Source organism: Rhizobium sp. P2_G2 (assembly GCF_056403555.1).
Genome location: NZ_JBFUFF010000095.1, coordinates 1 through 25,094 on the forward strand (window position 1 = coordinate 1; position 25,094 = coordinate 25,094).

Genomic DNA, 25,094 nt, shown 5'->3' on the forward strand with positions numbered 1-25,094 from the left:
AACCCGTAAGCGATCACGTCGTCGCTGATATCGGCGGGTCATCTCTGCAGAGGCGTGACCGAGCTGCTTCTGGACGTATCGTTCGTCTACCTCGGCAGATGTGGCTTTTAATTCCCGGTTTCAATTGAAGGGCTAAGCTAAGAACCCGACGCGAATTTTGCCTAACGATTTCACGCCATCGATAGGGGAGGGCGTTTCAAAACGGTGATGGCTACGCCACCAACGGACATGTTCGCTCACGCGGTCGAGGAGCCTCCGTGGTTTTTCTCAAGAGACCGCTTCAGGCTGATGATCTCCTTCAGCGCGTTCGTGTGAACCTGCTCCAGGCGTTTCAACTCGCTCTCCAAATATGCGTTACGCTTGTCCAGCCTAATCCGATCCTCTTCCAAGATCTCTATTTTCACTATCGCGTTATGATAATTCTGCCTTAACTCCTCAAAAAATGCGCGTTCGGCGACGAAATGGGTTTCGGGATTGAATTCAGGGGCGTCGCCGACATGCACAACGCGAACCGCTTTGCCGGCAGCGGCTAACCGGCCGCGGTAGGCCCGTTGAATTTCCGCTTGGGTCAGCGCATTCGGCTTGCGGGGACGGCCGCGAGGGCGTTTGGGAATATCCATGACAGCTATTTATCATAACGCGTTATCGGCGTATAGCCATCGGCGCACCCACCACGCGCTTCGCCGGGTCGGCATCAATGTCCCGGGTCGAGAGAGATGGACGCCCCGAAGGGCTTTCAGAGCCCAGACGCCTTGGTGAGGTTGATCCGGAACCGGTCACGCCGGCGCTGATATTTGCGGGTCATTTCCGCGCTGGCATGGCCAAGTTGTTTCTGCACGTATCTCTCGTCGACCTCGGCCGACGAGGCGAGACCGGCGCGCAGTGAATGGCCGGAGAATTTGAAGGCGCGTTCTATCTCGCTCAAATCGCCGCGGACGCCGGCGGCCATGGCGGCACGTTTCACCAGGCGCGCCACTTCCTTGTCGTTCAATCGATCCGGGCCGACATCCTTGCCTTGGCCGCGGACACGGCGGAAGAGAGGGCCTTTGGCGATCCGGGCGAACCTGATCCAGGTCTCGACGGCGACGATGGGGCAGGTGGCAGCAGAGGAACCACGGCCGATCTCGACGTCCCGCCAGCCGGTTTTTCCGCGCAACGTTACCAGCAAGCCCTTGTCCAACACCTCGATCCAGCCGCGACCATCTTCGGTCTGGTCGCGGCCGAGATCGAGCCCGACGATTTCCGAGCGGCGCAGGCCGCCGGCAAAACCGATGAGCAGCATGGCGCGGTCGCGAAGCCCGCGCAGGGTTCCCCTGTCGAGCGTTTCGAGCATGGCGATCAGGTCTTCCGGCAGAATGGCTTCCTTCTGCCGGGGCGGGGCGGCGTGGGTGTTGCGAATGCCGGCCATGACGGTGGCGATGGCGCGATCTTTGCGATCCAGCGGCGTGCCGCGCTGCGAACAATTCCAAGCGATCGCCGAAAGCCGCCGCTCAATGGTGGAGACGGAATTGGCCTTTGCGCCTCGGCGCGCCGCGCCGGAGGGAGTGATCGCATCACTGCCGGAGGCAGCGCCACTGGCGCAGGCGGTGATGTAGAGGCCGACGACCTTGGGGTCGGGCGGCAGCGGGGACAGGTTTTGCCGCCGGCACCAAGCGGCAAAATGCTTCCAGTCGGAAGCGTAGGCTTTGCGGGTGTTGGCGGAGCTTGCCGCCTCGACATAGCCGCGCGCCCGATCCGCCAGTTGCTCCAGATGGACCGGCAACCCGACGCGCGACACCGGAAGCGGGGAGGGGAGCCCGGCGCTATTCGTCGCGATGCCGGCCGACGGCGGCGCGGAAACATCGTCGCCGGCGCCCGTGCTATCAGACGGAGCAGAACTCTGCTGGAGGTGATTTTCGCTGTTTTCTTCGACGATTCCGCTTGTCCCTCTGCTTAATTCAACGGACTGGATGTCTTTGTTATGTAATAATAGTAGCTCATCCTAATTCAGTGGAATCGACCTAGGATCAGTGGATTCTAGCCTGATTTGTTGGCTGCGGTAAGGGTGATCGCCGATGAGCCGTAAGCGGGACAAGCTCGCGGTTGACGAGGCGGCTTGGCTGAGAGCTGTGTCGCGCGAAAAAGTCATACGGCCCTTGGCATCGTTGCCGCGGCTCTCACCTCTGCACGTAGGCGCGGCATGCCGGGAGCTGAAGATCGGTCGAACCCGCTTCTATGCACTATTGAACCGGTACCGTGCCGCTCCGGTCAGGAGTTCGTTGCTTGATGATATCCCGGGGCCTTCAAAGGGCAAAACGCTTTTGTCGCCGGACATCGAGAAGATAATCCAGACGGCGATGCGCGATACCTACAGCAAGCGCGAGCGGCCGACTGTCAGCGCGCTTCACGATCGGGTGCGGCAACTCTGTCATGAGCGCCGCATTCGTCCACCATCCTGGAAGCAGTCCGGGCGCGAATAGCCGTCGCCGATCCGAGAAGCCTGATGCAGGCCAGAGAAGGGGCGAAGGCAGCCCGGCAGAAATTCGATGCCGTCGTTTGCGAGTACAGTGCCGATCACGCCCTCCACATCGTCCAGATCGATCATACCTTGGTAGATTTGTTCATCGTCGATGCGAGAGATCGACGGCCGCTGCAGCGTCCCTGGTTGACATTGGCCATTGATATCGCGAGCCGAATGGCGGCTGGCTTCTACCTCAGTCAGGAGCCTCCCTCATCGACGTCGGTAGCCTTGGCGATCCAGCATCTGGTGATGCCAAAAGCACCTTGGCTGCAGGCGAGGGGTATTGATGCCGCGTGGCCGGTCTTTGGACTGCCAGACATTATCCACCTCGACAACGGGAGGGAGTTTCATGGCAAGCCTCTCGTCAGAGGGGCCTCCGAGCACGGCATCGAGTTGGTGCACCGCCCCGTCGCCCGGCAGCATTACGGCGGGCACATTGAGCGGCTGATCGGTACGATGATGGGCGCTGTCCATCTGCTCCCCGGAGAAGCTTCGCCAGCACCGGCCTTGCGCGCGACGCGCCGGATCCATGCTCCTGATGGATGCGGTGGCAGCCGGCCGCCCGCAATTCGTCGACCTGGGCGTCGTTGAGCTGGTCGTCGGTCGAAACACGCGCATATCCGATCAGCCTTTGCGGCAGGGGAGGGGGACTGAGGTTTACAGCTCTTGCCAAGGTCTTTTTCCGGGTGTTTCGGGACCAGTTTGTACAAATAAGAAATGTGCCAGAAAACGTTCCTTTGCAAGCGTGTTTTATGGTTGAAATTAAAGGCCGTACAGGGCGAAACCGGGCCCGCGATGATCATCGAGCCGTCGAGCGTCGAGAAGCCGCGCCAGCAGCCTACTGTGGCCAAAACGCAGCAAAATCGGCTATTTCGACGCAGGTCGAGCACACCTTGCCTCTGAATGGGAACTTAGACGTCGAAAAATGGAGGGCCGTCGCTTCAAGGCGGACGTTTGGCGGGCTGCAGTCCAGTCAATCAGGCAGAAAAGTCCGTCGATCCTGGTTGAAAAGCGGCCAAAAAGCCTGGGTTTCCCGGCGAATCCACCGATCCAGGAAGGCCGACAGGGTGATTTGCGCCCTTAAATCAATCTACCATCGATAAGCGCTAGTTATCGATGGCGACAATCCAGTGGGGGACGGCCAAACCCGCGTCTGCCGCGTTCCGTCGGCCGTGTTATTGCGGCGGCGTTCCGTCCGTTGTGAAAATTGCCGAAAACTTCCCTCCATCCCGCCGGAGGACGGCAGCCTATCTGGGGCGCCCAAAGAGCAGAGGAATCTGTTCTTGCCGCCTGTGGTTGACAAATGTACAGTCGGCTGCAGCCTGACTAGAAATTAATTGTTCATCTCCAATGCCACGGAGACTTGCAGATGGCGAAGCGCATTTCTCCTTCTGAAGACCTTCTCCTCCAACACCGTTCACAAGCCGGACTTGACGAACCAGGCGAGGCCGGCTTTGCGCCGGACCGGTTTGAAGGCGATGTGGCGTTCCGGCGTGCCAGGAACCATACTCCGGTCGCCAACAATGACACCAACGGCAAAGATCGCGTCATTGAGGATGATCGCCGAGGTCATGGCGACCCGACCGCCAAAGGCAATGTGCTCTCCAATGACACGGACCAGGACCATGACACGCTCAAGGTGCTCAAGCCCGGCACGTTTGAGGGCGATTTCGGCACGCTGAAGCTCTCGACCGACGGCAAGTGGACCTACAGGCTCGATGACAGCAATCCCAAGGTCGATGCGCTCAGCGACGGAGATTGGCTGTTAGACACGTTCAATTACACCGCCACCGACGGCCATGGCAGCAAGGACGGCGCGGTGCTGAAGATTAAGATTGAAGGCAGGGACGATCCTCCCACGGCGTCGATCGAGCTCGATGCAGTGACGGCCGACAATATCGTCAATGCGAGCGAGGCATCCGGCAAGGTCAACATAACTGGCACGGTGGGCGGCGACGTTAGGGACGGCGATATCGTCACCGTCACCATCAATGGCACCGATTATGAGGGCGCAGTCGCCTCGGGGCATTTCTCAATCGAGGTGGATGGCGCTCAACTGGCTGCCGACGCCGACCTAAAGATCGAGGCGAAGGTCACGACCGGCGAGGCAGGCAACATGGCGACGGCGTATGCCGACAAGAGTTATGCCGTCGATGTGACACCGCCGGCAGCAACGATTGGGTTGGATTCCGTCACGACCGACAACGTCGTCAATCTGGCCGAATCCAAACAGGCGCTGATTATCATTACCGGTACGGTTTCTGGCGAGGTCAAGACCGGCGAAAGTGTTACGCTGGTCGTCAACGGCCAAACATTTGCCGGCGCGGTCGCTGCCGACAACACGTATGCGATCGGAGTGTCCGGTGCCGACCTTGTCGCCGACACCGATCGGAGGATCGATGCCAGCGTCACCACGACCGATGACGCCGGCAACTCCACCACGGCCACCTTCGCCAAGGATTACCTGGTCGATATCGCTCCCTCAAAAGACTTCGATGGCGACTTAAAAAGCGACGTGCTGTTCATCAACACCAACGGTTCGGTTGCGATGTGGCAGATGGACGGCAGCAAGATCACACGGAACGTGACGGTCGGCTCGGTTGGGACGAGTTGGCACGCTCTTGCGGCTGCGGACTTTAGCGGCGACGCCCTAGCGGACGTCCTGTTCGAGAATGACACGGGTCAGGTCGCGCTCTGGAAGATGAACGGGCCCACAATCGTTTCGAACACAACCGTCGGCCGACTTGGCACCGATTGGCACTTGCAAGGGGCAGGCGACTTTAATGGGGACGGTCGCGCCGACGTACTCTGGCGCAACAATAATAACCAAGTTGCTATGTGGGAGTTGGATGGCGATAAGATCATTGGCAATCTGACCGTCGGTGCACTCGGATCGAGTTGGCATTTCGGGGGCGTAGATGATTTCAATGGCGACCAAATGGACGACGTTCTCTGGTTCAACGACAATGGTCAAGTCGCAATGTGGCAGATGAACGGGAACACGATTACCGCCAACACGACCGTCCGGCAGATGGATCCGGGTTTTGCAATCTTGACTGTCGGCGATTTCACCGGTGACGGCAAGGCCGACATCGTGCTTCGCTCGTCCAGCGGAACGATTGCGATGTGGCAAATGAACGGCGATAAGGTGGTCGCAAACGAAACCGTCGGTTCAATCGGCTCGGATTGGACTCTCCTCGACACCGGTGACTACAACGGGGATGGCCATGCCGACATCCTGTGGCGAAACACACAGGGAAATGTCGCTATATGGGAGATGGATGGCTCCCATATTGATGCGAACCTGACGGTCGGCAGCTTGAGCAACGACTGGTCCACAGTCTAAGGGCGCGCCATATCAATCGATGCCATCTTCGCGCGCAGATCACGTAAGGCCTAACGAGTTTGTGGCAGCCTGTTTTGGCATAACCGCACCACTCAAGTTTCCCCTTGTTCTTTGCGGAGAACAGTGGAGGAGCGGCTCCCATGGTGAGTTTTAACGGACGCGGTTGGATCAGCACCAGTATTTGAGGGGCATTTCAGCAGATGATTGTAGCCTTCAGGGTTGCATACCGCCTCGAGTAGGGCGATTTGTAGCCTCAAATGAAAGGAGGTCGACGAATGCTAGCGTTTGAAAATGTGGCTGACATACTCGGCCTGCCCGCCAAGGAAATGGCGATACGCTCGCCGTTCGGATTGATATCTCGTATCGAGGGAGGCTTGCCGGTTGCTACGCTTGACCGTGTGGCCCGCCTTCTTGCACCCAATGACAGCCAGTTCAAGTATCGTGTTGCGCCGAAAGCCACTTATGAACGGCGCAATACTGCGCTTCGCCTGTCTTCGGATGAGGGAACACTGATCGCGCGTGTCGCCCAAGTCTGGAATCTCGCGCTCGACGTCTGGCAGAACGGAGGAGGATGCGCGGGATTTCCTGTTCAGAGCGCATCCGATGCTGGAGGACAGACGACCATCGACGTTGTCATTCAAAGCGAGATCGGCGCCGAACTGGTTCTGGATATCCTCTCCAGCCTGAAATACGGCAGTGCTGCGTGACAGCCCAGATTCTGGACCGGACACTGTCATGGTTTCGGATTGCGGACCCCAACGGCGCCTATCCCATTTTCGACAAGGCCGTTTCAAATGCCTTTCGCGATGATCATGTCTTTTCCGATCCGGGTGAAGCCCTCCTTTACGCATCAAGACCAGGCGGAGAGGTCGAAATAATCTTTCGTCATCGTCACAGCGTTGTCGAGATGGATGACGAGATCCGCCTTGCCGTTGCCATCCGTATCGCCCTCGATCCAGGTGTCGGATTTCTCCTTGATGTAACGCAACTCTCCGGCATGGCCGGTGAAGGCGTGCGTTCCGATGAAGTCGAATGAATCAAACGGCCTGCCATGCGCCCAGCTGCTGAGGTCGATATGGTCGGCTTTGCTGAAATTGTGGATCGTGTCGGCGGTGGCATGCGTGCTGCCGCTGTCGCCGGGGGCAAAGACGAATGTATCCCTGCCTATGCCGCCGTAGAGCGTGTCGACGCCCTTGCCGCCGATGAGAATGTCTTCGCCTGCATTGCCATAGAGTCTGTCATTGCCGGCGAGACCTTGGACGAAGTCGTCACCCGACGCGCCTTTGAGCTTGTCGGCGGCGCCAGTGCCGTCCACTGCGTGGAACACCCGCTGGAAGATCCCTTCACCGTCGCCGTCCTGGTGGGCGGCCGCCCACGTGACCACCCAGCCGCCATCGGCAAGCCCGGTGACCGAGGGGTACCTCGCATCGCCCTTGCCATGAAAGTTGACCCGCATTTCAGGACCGACAGTCCGCCCGTTGGCCGCATAAAGCTGCTCGAAGACGTGGTAGCCGTCGTCCCATGTCACCACCCAGCCGCCGTCGGCAAGCGCTGACACCGACGATCCGGATGGATTATCATTTTCGCCGCTGGTAAACTCACTGACCGTGGTGTCGCGACCCACCGCTTTGCCATCGGCGGCATAGCGCTGCTGATGCAGCTCCGCCCCCGGGTCGGTCCATGTCACCACCCAGCCGCCGTCGGCAAGGGCGGCAATCGCCGAGTTCGCCTGAACACCGCCGGCGAGAAAACTGTTGATCAACGTCTCGGCACCGACAGGATCGCCATCGGCAGCGTAGCGCTGCTGAAAGATGCCGGGATTTTTGTCATAGGGGGTCACCCATGTCACCACCCAGCCGCCATCCGCAAGCGACGCCGTCGAAGGGTAAAGCTGAGGGTGAAAGAGTGTGGGGTCGGTGGTGCTGACGCGGGTATCGTCATTGACGGGCTGCCCATCGGCGCCGTAGCGTTGCTGGTAGATGACTTCGCTCTTGTCGTTTTGGCCTTGGCCGTCCCATGTGACCACCCAGCCGCCATCGGCAAGCGCGGAAACCGAAGGATGGTCATCCTCGTGTATGTCCGGGGTTTGGATACGGGTCTCCGGGCCAATCCGCTTTCCATGGGCGTTATAGCGCAGCTGGTGGATTTCGCTGCCCAGGAGGTCGTGCTCCTTGTCCACGTCCCCGGACACCCATGTGACCACCCAGTCGCCATCGGCAAGCGCGGTAACCGCGGGATCGTCCTGATCATCAAACCACCGGTCGCCGTCGACATGCCTGCCGACGGCGGTCTCGGCGCCGACCATTTCGCCATCGGCGTTGTAGCGCTGCTGGCGAATGCCGTTGCTGACGTAATTCGCGCTCTTTATATCGTAGGTGTAGGAGTCCCATGTGACCACCCAGCCGCCATCGGCAAGTGCGGTGACCGCCGGGGAGTTCTGATCTCYGGTGGTATCGGTGTTGACGCTGCTGGAGGAAGGTTCCACATTGCCGTCTCGCCGTTCCGCTGCGCTGATATCGGCCATGCGGTCGGCGTCGTCTGGCGACGTTGCTGTATAGGTCGTCATGCCCCTGTTCTCCTCTGTCCGGCGTCATGCCACTAGGTCAAAATATCCTGCCTTCATGGCAATGGCATCGTCCAAATGGATGACAAAATCACTTTGCCGTCGTCATTGGTGTCGCCCTCTATCCAGGTGTCCCACCTCGCCTTGACGAAATGCAGTTCCCTGGCATGACCGCCGAAGGCATGCTTGCCGATGAAGTCGAAGGCCGGCATGTTGATTGTCGCATCGATTTGACCCGTGTTTTCGTTTGACATTGATCCACGATGCCACTCTCAAAAATTTGAAATATATGAGCAATTTACGCGTCCCGGTGGGCCCGCGAAAAACGGCAAAGTGGATCAATTCGTGCTGAAAGCGAACAATCTCGATGAAGGCACTTGCTCGCTTGACCTTCTGGAAGCTGCATCGGGATATTTCGCGCTGACGCTGACCCAGGCACGGGTCATCATTAGGGAGGTTGCAAGCGTGACCGCAACTTGGCGCGATACCGCCAAGGCAGTGGGAGCGCGAGGCAGCGAAATCAACCGCATGGCCAGCGCCTTCGAGCATGACGAACTGCAGCGTGCGCTGGCTTTATGATGCAAACAGTCACTTAAAGCTTATCCGCTGGACAGAACGTCAATGTGGTCGTTTATAAAATATATTATAAGGAGAAATAGAAGTTTTCAATGTATGGTCATCGATAAGAGTTGGTTATCGATGGTGAGAAGGAATCAAAAAGAAAGTCGGCAGCGGTGAGGGGGCTCGATGCACCAATACATATGCCAAGTTCATTTGTCGGCGGCTTGCGGGGTGGAGCTACCCAATCCCTCTCATAAACTGCAAACAGAGGAACCAAGAAACACTGCTGCGCGCTTACTATCTCAGTTTCTTAAGCAAGCAGCAACCGCTGCAGCGTCATCCGGATCCATTCGCGATTGGTGTCGGGCGTCGTCCGGAGTTGGTTCGTGCGTAACCACCAAAGCTCGGGGCTCACGACGGACCATAACGTGTCCTGGGCGACCTGAGCATCAAGACCCGGTCGCAAAGCACCGATCCGTTCGAGCGCAGTGACCAGCTTACCGAGGTTTTGCCGCCGAGTTTCATGCAGATCGGCGTAAAGATCGGCCATTTGGCTATCATTTTCAGCTGCCGACCTGATGACTGCGAGAAGAGGGGCTGCGCGAGTGAGTAATTCGGCAATATCGTCGGAAAATCCATTGATCATGTTCCGGCCATCGGTCATCTGCAACACCTTGGCACGATGCTCCTGCTGCATCATAGGGGTCTGCTGTTGGGCACCCCGCATGGCACGGATCACCAACTGGTGCACTATTGTCCTCTTGTTTCCGAAGCGCGCATAGATCGTCTCTGGCGACACTTCTGCCTCTCTTGCGATCGCAGCGATCGTTATGGCCGTCCAGCCATTCTCCCGAAATAGCCGTTCCGCGGCATCGAGCACCGCATTGTGGGTGTGTTCAGCCTGCTTTTCCCGGCGCCGAGAGCGGTAGGCGCGTTTTGGCTTGACGTCATTCATTTTTTTGATATAGTTCCACTGTATTGAATTTAGTTACAGTTTATCCAAAATATGCAGCCATGCAAATGCTCGGGCTCCAGGAGTATCACGATGGACGTAGCCGAAGCCTCCGCGCCAGTTCGCCCCCTTGCAGTCTTTATGCTGCCCCCGCCACTCTATTTCGGCATGGCGTTCGGTGCCGGCATGTTGCTTCAGCACAGCGTTCCCCTTAGCTTCTTCGGCTTCCCTGCCAGGCAGTTGCTCGGCATCCTGGTGATCGCGACCGGCATCATCTGCGGCCCCGCGCTTGCGATCACTTTCCTGATCCGACGCACAACGCTCAACCCTTTCGCCCGTCCGAGCGCTTTCCTCGAAAAGGGAATCTATCGGCTGAGCCGAAACCCAATGTACCYTGGCCTAATTCTCATTTATCTCGGCGGTTGTATCCTCGCGGGCTCGTTCTGGCCGATCCTGTTGCTGGTCTTGCCGCTGGCGCTACTGACACTGATCGTCATTCCCTATGAAGAGGCCTCTATGCGTCGGACGTTCGGAGCAGACTACGAGGCCTATTGCACACGGGTCAGGCGCTGGATCTGACGGGAAATGCACGAAACGTCTGCGCTTCTCGCAGCCACGGCCATCAAATAGGCGAGTAGCGACCCTCAAACAAATCTCCTAAGGCTGGCGACATGAGCAATTTCAGCTCACGCCGCCGCAGGTGCTCCGGCTGATCGTGGGTGATGTGGCAGCGTTGTCAGAACGTTTTGAAATTGGGTTTCTTGTGACCAGGACTATTGTTGAGGTGCGCGGTCACCAGATAAACCCGCGTTGTCGGGGCATGATCCGGCAGCGGGCGAGGGGCTCACCCTTGCGCACCACCGGGCCGGGACCGTCCCGAAGGCCGTGCCCTCTTCATCTTACCTACGCCCATCGCCTATGTGGTAGACGAGTTTGCCGTGGGGACGGCCGCATCGCTCGGACCGTCCCCTGGCCCGTTCGAACCGCATCGCATCCGTAAGCTGCTGTCTGTCGATCGGATAGAGCCAACGATGCTGTTTGCGCATCCGCATAAGGCGATCTGCTTTACGCGCTAGGTCAGGCGCGCGTCGAGTTGGAGCAGTCGGTCGCGTTCCGGATGCTTTTCCGGCCCTTCCGGAGCATGGCCACGATGCGTCGCTGCGTCTGGTATCCGCGCGAACGCTGCGGTCGGCGCCACCCTGCTTGGCACCTTCGCTGCCCTGGGGCTGCCGGCTCCGGCGGTCACCGTAATCTTTGCGAGCGGGGGCGGCCATGATGTCGAGCGTGGTATTGTTGACGGCCCGGAAGATGCGCCGTTGGATCTTGTCCCAATCCAACGTCATCATCATCCAGGATATAGCCAGGTCCAGCTAGACGATCAGCACCTCGCGTCTGTCGATCTCGCCGCGCAGCCGCTCCCAGTCGTCCATGTTAAACCAGAGCTTTCAACACGTTGGCTACCTGAAGTGTGCCCCAAACCGAGGATACTTGGTTCCACAGAGAAATTGGCGTCAGGCTACAAGCCGAAATCGCTCTTGATGAAATCAATGAGACCTTTGGCCTGGATCACGAAATCCGCAGTGCCGTCGCCATTGTTGTCGCCGCTCACCCAGGTATAGTCGTTGGCTGTGCCGGCATTGTCGAACTTTTCGAAGCGAACGTCGCCGGCGTGGTGCGTGAACGCCTTCGCGCCGATGAACTTGAACGCATCGTCGTCAACCGTGCTGGTATTGGCATCGATGCCGGTGAGATCGATCCTGTCGCCCTGCGCATGACTGAAATCGGTGATGACGTCGACGCTGCCCGCCACCGTGCCGGTGTGGAACGCCACAGCGAAGATGAACGTGTCCTTGTCGGCGCCGCCGGTCAGCACGTCAGTGCCGGCACCGCCGGTGATCGCGTCATCGCCGCCGCCGCCCGTCAGCGTATCGTTGCCGTTAAAGCCGCCGTTCAGGATATCGTCGCCATTGGCGCCGGTGAGCCTATCGTTGCCGAAGCCGCCGTCCAGTGTCGCGCCATGGCTCGACGCCTTCAGGATATCGTCGACATTGCCGCCGGTCACCTTGTTGGTTGCTGCGCCGCCGGCATCGTTGGAGGCCGTGATCTTGTTGACGGCGGAACTGCTGCCATAGCATTGCACGACTTCGCAGCCGCTGACCACCATTCCGTCAGCCAGCGTGAATGAGGCCARCGACAGGTTCAGCGTCACCGCCTTGCTGGTGAACAACAGGCTCAATATCAGCGTGTCGTGACCTGCACCGCCGTCGGTCACCGCGCTGGTCGACGCGGCATCGCTGCCGTACGCCGTCCGGTAAAGCGTGTCGTTGCCGGCGTCGCCGAAAATGCTGGTGCGGTTCGAATTGCCGCCGACCGTGTCGTTGCCGTCGTCGCCATGCAGTATGCCGGCGCCCGATCCGCCTTTGATATGGTCATTGCCACCGCCGCCGTTGATATTGGCCGTAGACGCATTGGAGAAATCGACAGAGGCGCCGTCATTGCCATCGCCGAGCGTGATCTCAGCGGTGCCCGTACTGACCGTCACGGTGTCATTGCCCTTTCCGGTGTCGACGTTGCTGGAGGCAGCTGTCCAAACGGTGAGGACGTCATTACCGGTGCCGCCCTTGAATTTGACGTTTCCGGTGGTCTCCGTCGTGTTGATATTGAGCGCCTCAATGCCAATGAAATCGATGAGCGTCGTGCCATCGCCCGTGAGCTTGCCCTTGCTGACGTCCGCAACGAGGTTGGTAAAACTGTCGCCGCCACTCGTTTCTTTCCAGCCGAGCGTGTCCATGCCGGCGCCGCCGTCCACATGTTCGATATTATCATCGCTCGTGCCGTAGACGACAAAGCTGTCATTGCCGCCGCCGCCGCTCAGATTGCCGCCCGCGAAATGCGCCTGTTGGCCGGTATTGACCTGGATCTGGTCGTTGAGCGCGCCCCCGGCGATATTGAGCGAGCCGTAGCCGCCGCTATAGACGATCCGTTCGAAACTGCTGCAGACCACGCCTTCGAGATCGTTGACGGTGATGGTGAAGAGCGTGTCGACGCCGAAGCTGACGGCGTCGGCGCTGCCTGCCAGGGCATTGACGTAGAGCGTGTCCGTGCCGGTACCGCCCTCAACTGCTGTCCCCGACGATGCGACCGATTCCTCGATCGCGTTGAGCGTGACCTGGTCGTTGCCGGCGCCAGCATCAATCTCATCGGAGGGTGAAAAGGAATAGATGCGATCGCTGCCGCCGCCGCCGTTGAGCACGTTATGGGCGGTGATATCAGTGACATCGTCGCCATAAAGGACATCATTGCCGTCGCCGCCGTTTAGCGCGTCATCACCCGCTCCGCCATAAAGCGTGTTGCCGCCGTCACTGGCCGTGATCGTATCGCTGCCGCCTTCGCCGAAAATCCGGTCGCCGGGCGACGATGACGTATAGGTGTTGTCGTCGGGTCCAAGATGAACGTCAGCCATGGTGGTATCCGGTTTTTCTTGAGTTAAGATCCACGAATGTGCAGCCCTCGATGTATTCCAAGGCCCTCGGGCAGTTCCGGTGAAGTCTCGTTACAGCGAGCTGTCAATACAATCCCCATTTCAGGGGAGATATAGCAATTTTCATGGATCTTGAGCACAAAATCCTCGAGCCCTATTGTGCCAAACCGTTATCGCGATAGAGGATCCCATGGTATTGCCCCTGCGCTCTGTACCTACACTATCGCCCTCAATCTCGACGAAAAACTGGAAAGATCGCAACCGGCCGGATAAGCTTTTCGAAGATGTGGAGGCTGTCAGGCGCGATTTGCTCGACTTGCGCGCTGAGATCGCGGAAGGCGATGAACCTGTATCCACAGCTCTTGGCCTCGAAAGGGTCGAAACGACTCCTATGACGGAAGCTGCGATCTTGGCGGCAGGCAACGGGCCTCCAAAGCGCCGATGCGTAAAACTACGCTTGGGGGATCGCTTTTAGGAGGATGCCGCCTTCTCACGGACGACACTGCGGACCGACAGTCCGACTGTTATTGACACGCTCAGAAAAGAAAGTCGCCCTTCCCGAGGTCCTTAATGTTAACGTCGAGGAGTGTGATGCTGTCGCCGTTCAAGCCATCGATGACGACGTCGCTGCCTGACTTTTCGAGATGATGCGCCTTGAGATCGGAGAAGCTGGTGATTGAACTCAGGCGGGAAAGATCGATGACATCGTGATCGCTGCCCTTGGCGGTAAAATCGGTGATCGTATCCTTGCCGTCGCCGGTGGCGAAGACGAATGTATCGAGAGCCAATCCACCTGTGAGGCGATCATTGCCCTTGCCGCCCGTCAGTACGTTCTTGCCACTGTGAGCGAAGTCACCGGGATCGTTGCCGGTCAGTTTGTCGTTGAACTTGCTGCCGACGAGGTTTTCGATCTTGCTCAGGACATCACCTGCAGCATCGCCCTTGCTTTGCTGCGCCGTGGCGAGCGCGAGATTGACGGTGACGCCCTTCTTCGAATTTGCATAGCTGACGGTATCGCCTGTAATGTTGGTTTCATTGTAGCCGCCGACGAGGTTGTCGGCGCCCGCGCCCGCGATCAGCAGATCGTCGCCAGCACCACCGTCGAGCCATGCCCCGTTCGAAGAAGCCCTGAGCGTGTCGTTTTCTCCGAGCCCAAAAAGCTTGTTGACGGACTGACCGGCTGCATCATTGGACGCTGTCAGGACGTCCTTGCCGCCGGCGGCGGTAAAGGAGATACCTTCGCAATTGAGGATCTTGGTGCCGTTGGCGAGTGTGATGCTGGCTTTGGTGAAGTCGACCTTGAAGCTGACATCGGTGAGCATCGACAGCTCCGTCGACAACAGGTCTCGTCCGCTGCCGCCGTCGACGACCGCGGCCGACGGATCGGTTGCGCCGAATGTCGTCGAAAGGTAGAGCGTATCGTTGCCGGCGCCACCGGTGAGCGTGCTGCCGCCATAAGCTGACAGGTGATCGTCGCCGTCGTCGCCGAAGAAAGCGACACTTGCTTGCCCGCCCGACAGCGTATCATTGTCGTTGCCGCCATGGATGGTCGCCAATCCCGCACCGCTGAAGGCAATCGACACGTGATCATCACCGTCGCCGGTGTTGATCGTTGACGTGCCGGTGACGATGGAGACGGTATCATCGCCGTCACCGGTGTCCAGCGTCGAGTGGCCGGCCCGGATCGTCAGGGTGTCTGCGGAACTGCCACCGGTCACCTCGACGCTGCTGTAGGTAGCCTGGTAAGTGTTGACCTTGAGGCCTTCGATCTGGCTGAAGGTGCAAAACTCGGTTCCGTCGAGGCTCATCTCGCCGGCGTTGACGTCGATAACAAGCGCGCCGAAACTGCCGCCAATATTTCCGGGGGACCATGCCAGCGTGTCGGTATCGGCGCCGCCGGCAATCAGTTCCTCACCGGTGCCATTGTTGGGCATGCCATTGAATTCCAGGACATCGTCGCCGGCGCCTCCCCTGAGGGTCCCGGCGTCCAGGCCYGAATTAGCAAGCCAGTTGGCGATTAGGTGGTCGCCGCCGCTGGCACCCTGAGCATAAACCGAGCCTGTGCCGCCATAAAGTACCAGGTTTTCGAAATCGTAATAGGTCGCGCCTTGCACGCTGTCCACGCTCGGACTGAAGGTGGACCCCATGATAACGGTGACGGGTACATTGAGTGCACCAAGAGCGAATAACTCCAGCGTGTCGTTGCCGGTGCCTCCCTTGACGTTCTGGCCGGTTTCCTGAGCATAGACACTGACGAGATCGTCACCTGCGCCGGCATCAATCTGGTCGTTGTAGGAATAGGAGGTAATCGAGTCGTTGCCGCCGAAACCGTTCAGGACGTTGGTGTAATGCGTCTCCCCGCCCATCGCCGTGTGATCGTCGCCGATCAACTGATCATCGCCGTTAGCGCCGTTGAGTGTGTCATTGCCGTCGCCGCCATAGAGTGCGTTGCCGGTGGCGGAGGCCGTCAGCGCATCATTGCCGCCAATGCCGAAAAGAGTTTCGCCGGGTTTGGCTGTCTGGGTGTCGTCCCCATCAGTCAGCGTGGTCATGCGATCGCTCCCGCCCCCAGGTCTTCAACACATCATGATGTGAAGTTTGAGCAATACTTTATAGGCCGAGGGCAAGCGCTGTCTATCCCCCAAAAAGGGGATGCATTGATGTCTCACGGGGGCAAATGCCGGCGGTGGAATACGCCTGGTAATCAGATCATTTGTAACAGCGAGCACAGTTCAACTGTCGTTCTGGAAAAGCTAGTACACGGCAGCGACCCACTGCCCCAATCTGCATTATGTGGAATCACTGTCCCACACGGGTTGACCTATGAGATCTTCTCGCCGGTGCTTCCCGGTTGGGACGCAATGGCGGCAACGGCAAGCAAGATGTTCGGCAAGCGATGGTGCCTGAAGAGACGAAGCGCGATCCTCATCGTGCCGAGCGTGGTGGCGCGTCTCGACAATAACATCCTCATCAATCCCGCCCATTCCCTTCCTCCGACGGGTGACACTCATGTCCCACGTCGGAGGAAGGGAATGGGCGGGTCCGATAGCGATCGCCGTGACAGGGAAGGGGCCATCAGAGCCCAGACGCCTTGGTGAGATTGATGCGGAAGCGGTCGCGCCGGCGCTGGTATTTGCGGGTCATTTCGGCGCTGGCATGGCCAAGCTGCTTCTGGACGTATCGCTCGTCGACTTCGGCGGAGGAGGCGAGACCGGCGCGCAGCGAGTGACCGGAGAATTTGAAAGCGCGTTCTATTTCGCTCAAGTCACCGCGGATGCCGGCCGCCTTGGCGGCACGCTTCACCAGGCGGGCCACTTCCTTGTCGTTCAGGCGATCTGGGCCGACCTCTTTGCCCTGGCCGCGAACGCGGCGGAACAGCGGTCCTTTTGCGATGCGGGCAAACTTGATCCAGGTCTCGATGGCGACAATGGGGCAGGTGGCAGCGGAGGAACCCCGGCCGATCTCGACCTCACGCCAGCCGGTCTTGCCGCGCAAGCTCAGCAGCATGCCTTTGTCGAGGATGTCGATCCAGCCCGAGGCATCTTCGGTCTGGTCACGGCCGAGATCGAGACCGACGATTTCAGAGCGACGCAGGCCGCCGGCAAAACCGATGAGCAGCATGGCGCGATCGCGAAGCCCGCGCAGCGTTCCCCTGTCGAGCGTTTGGAGCATGGCGATCAGGTCTTCGGGCAGAATGGCTTCTTTCTGGCGCGGCGGGGCGGCGTGGATATTGCGGATGCCGGCGAGCACGGTGGCAATGGCGCGATCTTTCCGGTCGAGCGCCATACCCCGCTGCGAACAATTCCAGCCGATGGCCGAAAGTCGCCGCTCGATGGTGGACACCGTCATGGCTCGTGTAGCATGTCCGGTGGTTCCCAAGGCGCTGCAAGAGGCGAGAGCGGTGATATAGAGGGCAACCACCTGCGGATCCGGCGGCAGGGGAGACAGGTTTTGCCGCCGGCACCAGGCGGCAAAATGCTTCCAGTCGGAGGCGTAGGCTTTCCTTGTATTGGCAGAACTTGCCGCCTCGACATAGCCGCGGGCCCGGTCGGCGAGGCGTTCCAAGTGCGCCGGCAGATCGGCGCTCGAGTCCGGAAGAGGGGAGAGGAGTCCGGCCGGCGCGGAAACATCACCAAAATGCACCGTGCTGTCAGGCGGCACAGCGCTCTCCTCCGGATGATTTTTGGTGTTCTGCTCGATGATTTGGGCCATTTCTTATACTAAGAGCAAAACGTCCGATAAGGCAAACTTATCGGACGTTTGGGCTGAACGACGGGCTGTGCGCTTTTTGCTGAATTGGTCTCAAGAAACCGCACATTCGGCTTGTGTCGTTGCGACGGACCGGCCCGGCGCCAAGCCACGACGCTGCCGCAGCTAGCGCCGACCGCCCGCCAACGAGATCGCTGCGCGCTTGCCTAACCTGAGTGAAGGACCAGCGGGTTGGCAGTTCTAGGCGTTGTGGACAAAGGGATTCCCAAATCCGTTGAGACGTAATCCGCAAGCGGGTCGCTGCTGGCGCGAGCAAGGCGGCGGTCGCTCGTGATCTGAAGGTAGTGTCTCACCCAATCCGGCATTGATGCTGTCTGCCGCTATGCCGCCGGTGATCGCATCGGCACCCGATGAGCCTGTAATGCTGAATGCCTCAGTCTGGTTGGCGAGCTTCAGCGTCACTGCCGCGGTGAGCAGCACATTTTCGATATTGGCGATCTGGGCATTGCTGGTGTTTGTTAAGGCCGCACCGATGCTCAGGGTATCGTTTCCATTGCCACCATCGAGCAGCGTGTCGTTTTGGGCAGCTACCAGGGTGTCGTTGCCGGGTCCGGCAGTGATGCTGTCCCCCTGATGACCCTGTAATGCTGAACCCCTCAGGTTATTCCGTCTCATGGGGCCGCCGTGGTCGGTGATCTCGAAGATGTCGATTTGATAGCCATTCTTCGCGGGGGCGCGGCTCCGGCTGCGTGCGGCAGTGATTGTGATGGCCTCCCGGAGCGCCAACGCGGCGTTGCCGACCTCGCCTTGCATAGCGTTGTCTTATTCGAAATCCGCGTGCCCCGTCGAATCCCCTTGCCGCAGCTCGCGCGATCCTTCTATTATTGCTGCCTCGATCAGCCATGCATCGTCGGGAGGACCAACATGGCGAATTACACTATCGACATGGTCGACAACGAATATCCGGCGCAATATCTCCGAAATAGCCCCGCGGTGGACTACAACCCCGCCTTGGGCGGCCTCCTGGTCAAAGGCAAGTTCGATGAGAAGATATCGACAACAGCCGTCTTTCAAATGGCGAACGGTGCTGACCTGTCGATCTTTGGAAGTGGATTAACATATTCGAATGGCGTCCTCGACGGCGGTACCATCACGTCGGTTGTCGTCAGCGTGAGTGGCGGTCCCAATATGCAGGAAATCGACGGGCTTCACTGGTCCGGTATCGCGTTCCACAAAGCATTCTTAGCCGGCCTCGGATGGGCCATGTCGTCCTCGATCCTCCGGGGCAACGACAACATCGCCGGGTCGATTGGCAACGACGAGCTTTGGGGACTCAACGGCAACGACACGCTCGTTGGCGGAAATGGCAGCGACGATCTGGAGGGCGGACGCGGGACGGACACCTACGACGGGGGAACCAGCGGAAACGACATCGACCAGCTAAACTTCGACGACAGGGTCGCGCCAGGCGGCGTCGTGGTCGACATGTTCAAAGGCACGGACGTCGATCCCTGGGGCAACGTGGAGTCGTTCACGAATATCGAACGCATCAAGGGCACGCGCTTCGTAGACGTGATCACGGGTTCAAACCGTAACGACCAGTTCCGGCCGATGGCTGGCAACGACCAGGTCGACGGGGGCTCAGGCACGGACACGGTTCGATACGACCGCGACTATCTGGACGGCGGAAACGCAGGCGTTACCGTCGATCTGGGAGCCGGGTACGGCATTGACGGATCGGGGGATCGCGACACACTGAAAAGGATCGAAAACGTGGTCGGCTCGCCCGCCGCCGACACGCTCAAGGGCGACGGGGGCTCAAACCTCATCGCCGGTCTGGTCGGCAAGGACGAGCTCTATGGGAAGGGTGGAGCTGACAGGTTCGTTTACGGCAGCGAGACGGATTCAACGGTCGACCCGTCCGGTCGCGACACGATCCACGACTTCAATTCGAAGGACAGGATCGACCTGTCGGTCATGGATGCAGACGATAAGAAACAGGGCGACCAGGCGTTTTCCTTCCTCGGCACCCACGACTTCGACGGGACTGCGGGCGAATTGCGATATGAGAAGCACGGCTCGCAAACCCTGCTCTTCGGCGACACGAACGGGGACAAGCACGCCGACTTTTCCATAGAGCTAGTCGGTGCGATCGATATGCAGAAGGACTTCCTCCTGCTATGACGCGAAGCGGATCTGTGCAATCGGGCAATTTTAGACCTCATCCGTCGGGTGGTGCTTCGCGAGAAGCCGTCGATCAGACGGATGGGCCAGTTGCTTCGGTTACAGATCTGACGCTTAACCGAGCATCCCAGGTTCCCGACAGTCGAAGCGATGGGCTGGGCCTGTCGCAAATTTTCGCGGTTAACGAGCTGTTGACCCTCGGCGAGAAAATTGCCGCTCCCTATGTTGTGGAGCACATTGATGATTCTGAATGCCATTGCAGAGAAGCTGAAGCGCCAATCGAAGGATGATTTCAAAGGGCGGCATTTCGAGGCATGGCTGATCGTACAGGCGGTGACCTGGTATTTGCGATATCCGCTCAGTTATCGAGACTTGGAAGAGATGTTTCGCGAGCGCGGCTTCGAGGTCGACCACAGCACGATCAATCGCGGGGTCCTGGCCTATGCACCACTCATCGAGAAGCGGCTGCGGCAGTTTCGACGACCGCATGTGGCTCGGTTCGCATTGACGAGATCTACGTCAAAATCCGCGGCAAGTGGCGTTACCTTTACCGCGCGATCGACAAGCAAGGAAACCCGATCGACTTCCTTCTGACCGCAAAGCGCGATCTCGATGCCGCCAAGCGCTTCCTTCGTAAGATGCTCAAGGATGAGCCGCTGCTCTCGCCGGGGAAGATCGACACCGATGGTGCCAATACCTTCCCCTCGCCGATCAAGACGGCCGTCGATGATGGGCTGTTAAATCCGAATCCGCTCCACTATGTCCCCAAGCATCTCCAACAAGTCATTGAGAGCGACTACTTTCGGGTGAAAAGAACAAGCCCAAGATCGGCGTCTGTCAATCCTTCAACACCGCGCGTCGAACAATCGCTGGATCTGAAGCAATGTTGTGGCTGCGGAAAGGCTTCGGCTTCACCGCCGATTGGACCGTCAACGATCAGAACGATCTGGTCGGGCGCCTCTTCGGACTTCAAAAGGTTAAGCGTGAAGATGCGGCCGCTCACGGGATAATCTCAACCTGCTGGAAAGTTTGCGACAGGCCCTGTCATCGCCAGCGCCACCATTGAGCGAAACCAACTGCCAACTGCCGGAAACAATGAATTCATCGTCGCCATCGGCCCCGGTCACGGTGGCCGGATCGAAACCCAAATGACGGCGGGGCCAATTGCGACACAACGAATAATGCGCTCAACGACCGCTTTGCGCCTCCATGCACGAACCCGCTCCGCGGGAGGGAGCTCGCGGTAAGGCTGGTGTGATCATCTGAAGTTCTAGGCCGCTAGTGGATCTTGTCCGACCATGGAGTTCCTTTCAACAGGAGGAACGTTCCATGGCCAGCTTTTCCAATGATGGTTCAACCACGCCGCTTCGCCAACGCATGCAAGAAGACATGGTGAGCGGGATTTGGGGTCCCATACGCAGCAGGACTACATTCGTCATGTCCGGCGCTTCGCCACTTTTCTGCGGCGCTCGCCTGACACGGCGACGGCCGAGGACATACGGCGCTTCCAGTTGTATCAGCATGAGAACGGCGTGGGGCCGGCGACGATCAACAGCACGGTTTCGGCGCTGCGCTTTCTGTTCACGGTGACACTGAAGCGACGGGATATGGCGCGAGCGCTGGTGATAACCCGCAATCCCCGCAAGTTGCCTGACGTCCTGAGCGTGGAGGAAGCCGCACGACTGCTCGAGGCGGCACCAGGCATCAAATACAAAGCCGCGCTTGGCGTCGCCTATGGCGCGGGCTTGCGCGTGTCCGAGGTCGCGCATCTCAAGGTCGACGATATCGACTCCACACGGATGCTGATCCGCGTTGAACAAGGCAAGGGGCGGAAGGACCGCAACGCCGTGCTCTCCCCGCAACTCCTTGAACTGCTGCGGCTGTGGTGGCGCGATGGAAAGCGCCGCGGCGTGATGCTGCCCCATGGCTGGCTGTTTCCGGGGCGCAGTTGCACCGATCCGATCTCGTCGCGGCAACTGCATCGCGCGGTTCAGGAAGCCGCCGAGGTGGCCGGCATCCACAAGCGCGTCAGCCCGCACACTCTAAGGCACAGCTTTGCCACCCATCTTTTGGAGGATGGTACCGATATCCGCGTCATCCAGGTTCTGCTCGGACACAGCAAGCTCGAGACCACTGCACTCTATGCAAAGGTCTCCACCCGGACGATCCACGCAGTCGCTGGTCCACTAGACCGGCTCATGGCGCTGATGGAAGACAAAACGGCCGACTGCTGAGCCATGCGCACCTCGATCGAGGTTGCCGACATTTTCCGTTCGGCCGGACCAGCCTACCGCGCAGAGTATAAAGCACACCTCAGCTTGGCCCAGCTCAAGGTGATGTCCGCGATCGAGCACTGCCGCACCGCTGCCTTGGGCGGACATGTCGAGGCTTGTGAGGATTGCGGAGAGTGGCGCATTGCCCACAATTCCTGGCGGAACCGGCACTGTCCGAAGTGCCAGGGCGCCGCTGCACGCACATGGCTCGCCGAACGAGAGGCTGATCTCTTGCCGGTCGGATACTTCCACGTCGTCTTCACATTGCCAGCCGAGGTCGCCGTCATTGCCTTCTACAACAAGGCGCTGGTTTACGACCTTCTGTTCAAGGCGGCATCCGAGACTATGCTGACAATCGCCGCCAATAGGAAGCATCTCGGCGCACGCATCGGCATTACCGCCGTGCTCCACACCTGGGGCCCGGCCATGACCCACCATCCGCACATACACATGATCGTGCCAGGCGGCGGCATAGCCCTTGATGGCTCACGCTGGATATCGGCACGTCCTGCATTCCTCCTGCCGGTGCGTGTGCTCGGAAAGCTGTTCCGCCGCCTGTTCCTCTCGCGACTGCTCCAACTTCATGATGCCGGACGGCTCGCCTTCTTCGGTTCGGCTGCGCATCTCACTGACCGCCGCGCATTCGTACGATACCTGTCGCCGGTGCGAAAGAAGCGTTGGGTCGTTTACGCCAAGCCGCCCTTCGCGGGACCCGAGGCGGTTCTTGCCTATCTGTCGCGCTATACCCAACGGGTGGCCATCTCGAACAGTCGTCTGATCGCTTTCGACGAGACCGGCGTCACCTTCTGCTACAAGGACTATCGCCGCGACGGCTGCGACCGGCAGCAAATCATGGCGCTTGCCACCGACGAGTTCATTCGCCGCTTCCTGCTCCATGTATTGCCGCGCGGGTTCCACCGCATTAGGCATTACGGTCTGCTCGCCGGCAGCTCCCGTAAGACCAGCATCGCCCGGGCCCGCGAACTCCTGAACGCTACCCCGCCGCCCGCTGACAACGCAGCCGACGAGCCTATCGACCTCCGCCCGCCATGCCCATGCTGCGGCGGACGCATGATCGTCATCGAGGTGTTCAAACGCTGGGCTCAGCCGCGCGGGCCGCCGGATACCGCTGCAACGAACCGGGAGAGCGCGCCATGACCCGGCATGCCCTGTTCTATCACGCGGCCGTCACCAATGCGTCGGCCAACGGGAGTCCTTGCGCCAGACAAGATGAAAGCGGCTTGCACTCGAACAAACGCGGTCCTGATCGCCGCGAGAAGCTCTACGATCACGACTGCAAACACCTTCTTCAGCGCCCTCGGTTATACCAACGCTGCTGCGACCCGCGGCTCCTCGGAGCCGCCAAAACATAAAACCCCATAGCACAGAGAATGCCGACCGCGGGTTCCTGCATGAGAGGCTTTCGTACGCCTGACGGCATCCGAAACCCTTCGCCATGTCAGCCGTTCAGCCCTATGGCGGCCTTCCCAAAAGCAGACATAAAATCAAACAAAGCTTTGAAGCCCCTGATCCGGATTTGAGCCAGCACTTCACGTCGCTGATGCGCCAGGAGGCGACATGGGATGGCCGTCAAAAAGCCCAGCAAACATGAACCAGAGCCTATGGAGGCTTGTCAGACCACCCGGACGGTGCGAACCTAACCTCGGGCAGGCACACACCTACCGCCGAAAGCCCGCACGAGCCGAAGGTGTTGAATGACCGCAAACCGCCGCCTCGCCGTTATCTTGATGACCGACGTCGTCGGCTACTCGCGCCTCATGGAGGCAGATGAAGTGGGAACACTCGCGGCGTTAGAGGAGTTGCGGAGGACAATTCTGGAACCCACGGTGCGGACGCACGGCGGGCGCATCGTCAAACTGATGGGTAACGGAGCGCTCATCGAGTTTGCCAGTGCCATAAACGCAGTCCTATCGGCCATCGAACTACAGGAAAAGTTCAGCGCTGCGAGTTCGGCGCTACCGCAAGACAGCCAGATCGTGCTGCGCATCGGCATCAACCTCGGGGATATTATTGGCGAGGGAGCTGATATCTATGGCCATGGCGTCAACGTCGCGGCCCGACTCGAAGCGCTGGCACCGCCGGGCGGGATACTGGTGTCGGACGCCATTCATGCGCAGATGACGGACAAGTTACGCGCAAATTTTGTTGTGGCAGGTGAGTTGCGGCTGAAGAACATCACCGCGCCGATGCGGGCATGGCGCTGGACCGGATCGAAGACGACTGCGGCGACCACGCTTGCCCCACGTCCGAACGCCAAACCCACGATAGCCATGCTGCCATTCACCAATATCGGCGCTGATCCCAAGCAAGACTTCTTTGCGGCAGGGATAGGTCTTGATTTGCAGTCGTCTCTCGGCCTTATTAGAGGTATCGAGTTGCTCACGGACGGCGCTGCCGCAGAGTTCCATCTTACGGGCAGCGTCCGTGCCGCATCAGGCCAGATTCGTGTCACCGCCAGGCTGACCGAGGCAGCTAGCGGCAGACAGCTATGGAACGGAAGGTTCGACGGCCGCGACGATGACGTCTTTGCCTTGCAGGATGAAATCACCCGCCAAGTCGCGGTGGCCATGCAGGTCAAATTGACCAGCGGCGACTACGCACGGCTATGGGACGGTCAGACAAAAAGCCTTGCGGCCTGGGAACGCTGCGTCGTCGCCAATCAGTACCATGAGCTTTGGTCCGAAGCCGACAACCGACGCGCCCGAGACCTACTGTACGAGGCGCTTGAGGTCGATTCGGACTATCTCGGTGCTCAGATGCTGCTAGGCCGTAAACTCATAAACGGGCTTCCCCTTTGGGTTTGACGGTGATTCAAGGCTGCCATTGATTTGGGAGCCTAATGATGACCCGTCGCCGCCATGAGCTGACTGATTTGGAATGGAATATTATCGCGCCTTTGTTGCCGAATAAGCCTCGTGGTGTTCCACGGGTAGATGATCGTCGCACCATCAATGGGATTTTGTGGCGGTTCCGCACCGGTTCGCCGTGGGCGGATGTTCCGGAG

The 25,094-nt window shown here is 59.3% G+C and carries 19 protein-coding genes and 6 pseudogenes; 13 read left to right on the forward strand and 12 right to left on the reverse strand.

The features are described 5' to 3' along the window. From AC1D06_RS34625 to AC1D06_RS34635, 3 genes and pseudogenes are all read right to left on the reverse strand, one after another. Nucleotides 1-105: pseudogene (locus AC1D06_RS34625) on the reverse strand (integrase); the annotation flags it as partial. A gap of 131 nt (nucleotides 106-236) precedes the next feature. Further along, entirely contained in the window at nucleotides 237-620 is a 384-nt protein-coding gene (locus AC1D06_RS34630; RefSeq protein WP_477990309.1) for a hypothetical protein, read from the reverse strand. Between the two features lie 116 nt (nucleotides 621-736). Continuing rightward, a complete protein-coding gene (locus AC1D06_RS34635) occupies nucleotides 737-1,816 on the reverse strand; it encodes a site-specific integrase (protein WP_477990324.1) in 1,080 nt (359 codons plus the stop codon). Between the two features lie 238 nt (nucleotides 1,817-2,054). Between AC1D06_RS34635 and AC1D06_RS34640 the strand changes: the two genes are divergently transcribed. Next, on the forward strand, nucleotides 2,055-2,459 hold the full coding sequence (locus tag AC1D06_RS34640; protein ID WP_477990310.1) for a hypothetical protein: 405 nt from the start codon (nucleotides 2,055-2,057) through the stop codon (nucleotides 2,457-2,459). Between the two features lie 522 nt (nucleotides 2,460-2,981). Here AC1D06_RS34640 and AC1D06_RS34645 read toward each other — a convergent pair. Further along, nucleotides 2,982-3,173 (reverse strand): annotated as a pseudogene (locus AC1D06_RS34645) (recombinase family protein); the annotation flags it as partial. A 744-nt stretch (nucleotides 3,174-3,917) separates the two neighbouring features. Further along, entirely contained in the window at nucleotides 3,918-4,127 is a 210-nt protein-coding gene (locus AC1D06_RS34650; protein WP_477990327.1) for a hypothetical protein, read from the reverse strand. Between AC1D06_RS34650 and AC1D06_RS34655 the strand changes: the two genes are divergently transcribed. Further along, on the forward strand, nucleotides 4,050-5,846 hold the full coding sequence (locus AC1D06_RS34655; protein ID WP_477990325.1) for an Ig-like domain-containing protein: 1,797 nt from the start codon (nucleotides 4,050-4,052) through the stop codon (nucleotides 5,844-5,846). The two genes, AC1D06_RS34650 and AC1D06_RS34655, sit on opposite strands and share 78 nt — an antisense overlap. Nucleotides 5,847-6,121: 275 nt before the next feature. Next, nucleotides 6,122-6,553, forward strand: a complete 432-nt coding sequence (locus AC1D06_RS34660; protein ID WP_477990311.1) for an antitoxin Xre-like helix-turn-helix domain-containing protein — start codon at nucleotides 6,122-6,124, stop codon at nucleotides 6,551-6,553. Between the two features lie 143 nt (nucleotides 6,554-6,696). Here the strand turns inward: AC1D06_RS34660 and AC1D06_RS34665 are convergent, their stop codons facing one another. Then, nucleotides 6,697-8,412, reverse strand: a complete 1,716-nt coding sequence (locus AC1D06_RS34665; RefSeq protein ID WP_477990312.1) for a calcium-binding protein — start codon at nucleotides 8,410-8,412, stop codon at nucleotides 6,697-6,699. Nucleotides 8,413-8,465: 53 nt separating this feature from the next. After that, the gene (locus AC1D06_RS34670) at nucleotides 8,466-8,663 is read right to left on the reverse strand and encodes a hypothetical protein (RefSeq protein ID WP_477990313.1); all 198 of its coding nucleotides are present in this window, start codon (nucleotides 8,661-8,663) and stop codon (nucleotides 8,466-8,468) included. A gap of 91 nt (nucleotides 8,664-8,754) precedes the next feature. Between AC1D06_RS34670 and AC1D06_RS34675 the strand changes: the two are divergent. Continuing rightward, a pseudogene (locus tag AC1D06_RS34675) lies at nucleotides 8,755-8,988 on the forward strand (type II toxin-antitoxin system HipA family toxin); the annotation flags it as partial. A 292-nt stretch (nucleotides 8,989-9,280) separates the two neighbouring features. On the opposite strand, the gene AC1D06_RS34680 reads toward AC1D06_RS34675, so the two are convergent. Beyond that, on the reverse strand, nucleotides 9,281-9,925 hold the full coding sequence (locus AC1D06_RS34680) for a TetR/AcrR family transcriptional regulator (protein ID WP_477990314.1): 645 nt from the start codon (nucleotides 9,923-9,925) through the stop codon (nucleotides 9,281-9,283). Between the two features lie 90 nt (nucleotides 9,926-10,015). On the opposite strand from AC1D06_RS34680, the gene AC1D06_RS34685 reads away from it, so the two are divergent. Next, the gene (locus AC1D06_RS34685; RefSeq protein ID WP_477990315.1) at nucleotides 10,016-10,501 is read left to right on the forward strand and encodes a methyltransferase family protein; all 486 of its coding nucleotides are present in this window, start codon (nucleotides 10,016-10,018) and stop codon (nucleotides 10,499-10,501) included. 937 nt (nucleotides 10,502-11,438) lie between these two features. Here the strand turns inward: AC1D06_RS34685 and AC1D06_RS34690 are convergent. Both AC1D06_RS34690 and AC1D06_RS34695 read right to left on the reverse strand, forming a co-directional pair. Then, the gene (locus tag AC1D06_RS34690; protein WP_477990316.1) at nucleotides 11,439-13,385 is read right to left on the reverse strand and encodes a hypothetical protein; all 1,947 of its coding nucleotides are present in this window, start codon (nucleotides 13,383-13,385) and stop codon (nucleotides 11,439-11,441) included. 554 nt (nucleotides 13,386-13,939) lie between these two features. Continuing rightward, nucleotides 13,940-15,955: a hypothetical protein gene (locus AC1D06_RS34695; protein WP_477990317.1), complete on the reverse strand. Its 2,016-nt coding sequence runs from the start codon at nucleotides 15,953-15,955 to the stop codon at nucleotides 13,940-13,942. Nucleotides 15,956-16,087: 132 nt separating this feature from the next. Between AC1D06_RS34695 and AC1D06_RS34700 the strand changes: the two are divergent. Then, nucleotides 16,088-16,501 (forward strand): annotated as a pseudogene (locus AC1D06_RS34700) (RES family NAD+ phosphorylase); the annotation flags it as partial. On the opposite strand, the gene AC1D06_RS34705 reads toward AC1D06_RS34700, so the two are convergent. Beyond that, nucleotides 16,479-17,615, reverse strand: coding sequence for a site-specific integrase (locus tag AC1D06_RS34705; protein WP_477990318.1), 1,137 nt, complete (start codon nucleotides 17,613-17,615; stop codon nucleotides 16,479-16,481). The pseudogene AC1D06_RS34700 and the gene AC1D06_RS34705 overlap by 23 nt on opposite strands. 237 nt (nucleotides 17,616-17,852) lie before the next feature. Beyond that, nucleotides 17,853-18,425 carry a hypothetical protein gene (locus AC1D06_RS34710; protein WP_477990319.1) on the reverse strand — a complete coding sequence of 191 codons (573 nt, stop codon included), beginning with the start codon at nucleotides 18,423-18,425 and terminating at the stop codon, nucleotides 17,853-17,855. Nucleotides 18,426-18,467: 42 nt separating this feature from the next. On the opposite strand from AC1D06_RS34710, the gene AC1D06_RS34715 reads away from it, so the two are divergent. The 7 genes and pseudogenes from AC1D06_RS34715 to AC1D06_RS34745 all read left to right on the forward strand — a co-directional run. After that, nucleotides 18,468-19,796, forward strand: coding sequence for a calcium-binding protein (locus AC1D06_RS34715; protein ID WP_477990320.1), 1,329 nt, complete (start codon nucleotides 18,468-18,470; stop codon nucleotides 19,794-19,796). Between the two features lie 240 nt (nucleotides 19,797-20,036). Then, nucleotides 20,037-20,781 (forward strand): annotated as a pseudogene (locus AC1D06_RS34720) (IS6 family transposase); the annotation flags it as partial. A gap of 344 nt (nucleotides 20,782-21,125) precedes the next feature. Then, nucleotides 21,126-22,030: pseudogene (locus AC1D06_RS34725) on the forward strand (tyrosine-type recombinase/integrase). Nucleotides 22,031-22,033: 3 nt separating this feature from the next. Beyond that, nucleotides 22,034-23,227, forward strand: coding sequence for an IS91 family transposase (locus AC1D06_RS34730; RefSeq protein WP_477990321.1), 1,194 nt, complete (start codon nucleotides 22,034-22,036; stop codon nucleotides 23,225-23,227). Nucleotides 23,228-23,525: 298 nt separating this feature from the next. Continuing rightward, nucleotides 23,526-23,681: a hypothetical protein gene (locus AC1D06_RS34735; RefSeq protein WP_477990322.1), complete on the forward strand. Its 156-nt coding sequence runs from the start codon at nucleotides 23,526-23,528 to the stop codon at nucleotides 23,679-23,681. A gap of 103 nt (nucleotides 23,682-23,784) precedes the next feature. After that, a complete protein-coding gene (locus AC1D06_RS34740; protein ID WP_477990323.1) occupies nucleotides 23,785-24,894 on the forward strand; it encodes an adenylate/guanylate cyclase domain-containing protein in 1,110 nt (369 codons plus the stop codon). A 38-nt stretch (nucleotides 24,895-24,932) separates the two neighbouring features. After that, the coding region (locus AC1D06_RS34745) for a transposase (protein WP_477990326.1) at nucleotides 24,933-25,094 on the forward strand (162 nt) is incomplete at its 3' end.

What these genes read in the sequence shown, in the direction of transcription:
- AC1D06_RS34630 (WP_477990309.1), bottom strand. Translation starts at nt 620, where the DNA reads ATGGATATTCCCAAACGCCCTCGCGGCCGTCCCCGCAAGCCGAATGCG.
- AC1D06_RS34680 (WP_477990314.1), bottom strand. Translation starts at nt 9,925, where the DNA reads ATGAATGACGTCAAGCCAAAACGCGCCTACCGCTCTCGGCGCCGGGAA.
- AC1D06_RS34660 (WP_477990311.1), top strand. Translation starts at nt 6,122, where the DNA reads ATGCTAGCGTTTGAAAATGTGGCTGACATACTCGGCCTGCCCGCCAAG.
- AC1D06_RS34730 (WP_477990321.1), top strand. Translation starts at nt 22,034, where the DNA reads ATGCGCACCTCGATCGAGGTTGCCGACATTTTCCGTTCGGCCGGACCA.
- AC1D06_RS34735 (WP_477990322.1), top strand. Translation starts at nt 23,526, where the DNA reads ATGTCAGCCGTTCAGCCCTATGGCGGCCTTCCCAAAAGCAGACATAAA.
- AC1D06_RS34705 (WP_477990318.1), bottom strand. Translation starts at nt 17,615, where the DNA reads ATGGCCCAAATCATCGAGCAGAACACCAAAAATCATCCGGAGGAGAGC.
- AC1D06_RS34640 (WP_477990310.1), top strand. Translation starts at nt 2,055, where the DNA reads ATGAGCCGTAAGCGGGACAAGCTCGCGGTTGACGAGGCGGCTTGGCTG.
- AC1D06_RS34670 (WP_477990313.1), bottom strand. Translation starts at nt 8,663, where the DNA reads ATGTCAAACGAAAACACGGGTCAAATCGATGCGACAATCAACATGCCG.
- AC1D06_RS34740 (WP_477990323.1), top strand. Translation starts at nt 23,785, where the DNA reads ATGACCGCAAACCGCCGCCTCGCCGTTATCTTGATGACCGACGTCGTC.
- AC1D06_RS34710 (WP_477990319.1), bottom strand. Translation starts at nt 18,425, where the DNA reads ATGCAAGGCGAGGTCGGCAACGCCGCGTTGGCGCTCCGGGAGGCCATC.
- AC1D06_RS34650 (WP_477990327.1), bottom strand. Translation starts at nt 4,127, where the DNA reads ATGGTCCTGGTCCGTGTCATTGGAGAGCACATTGCCTTTGGCGGTCGG.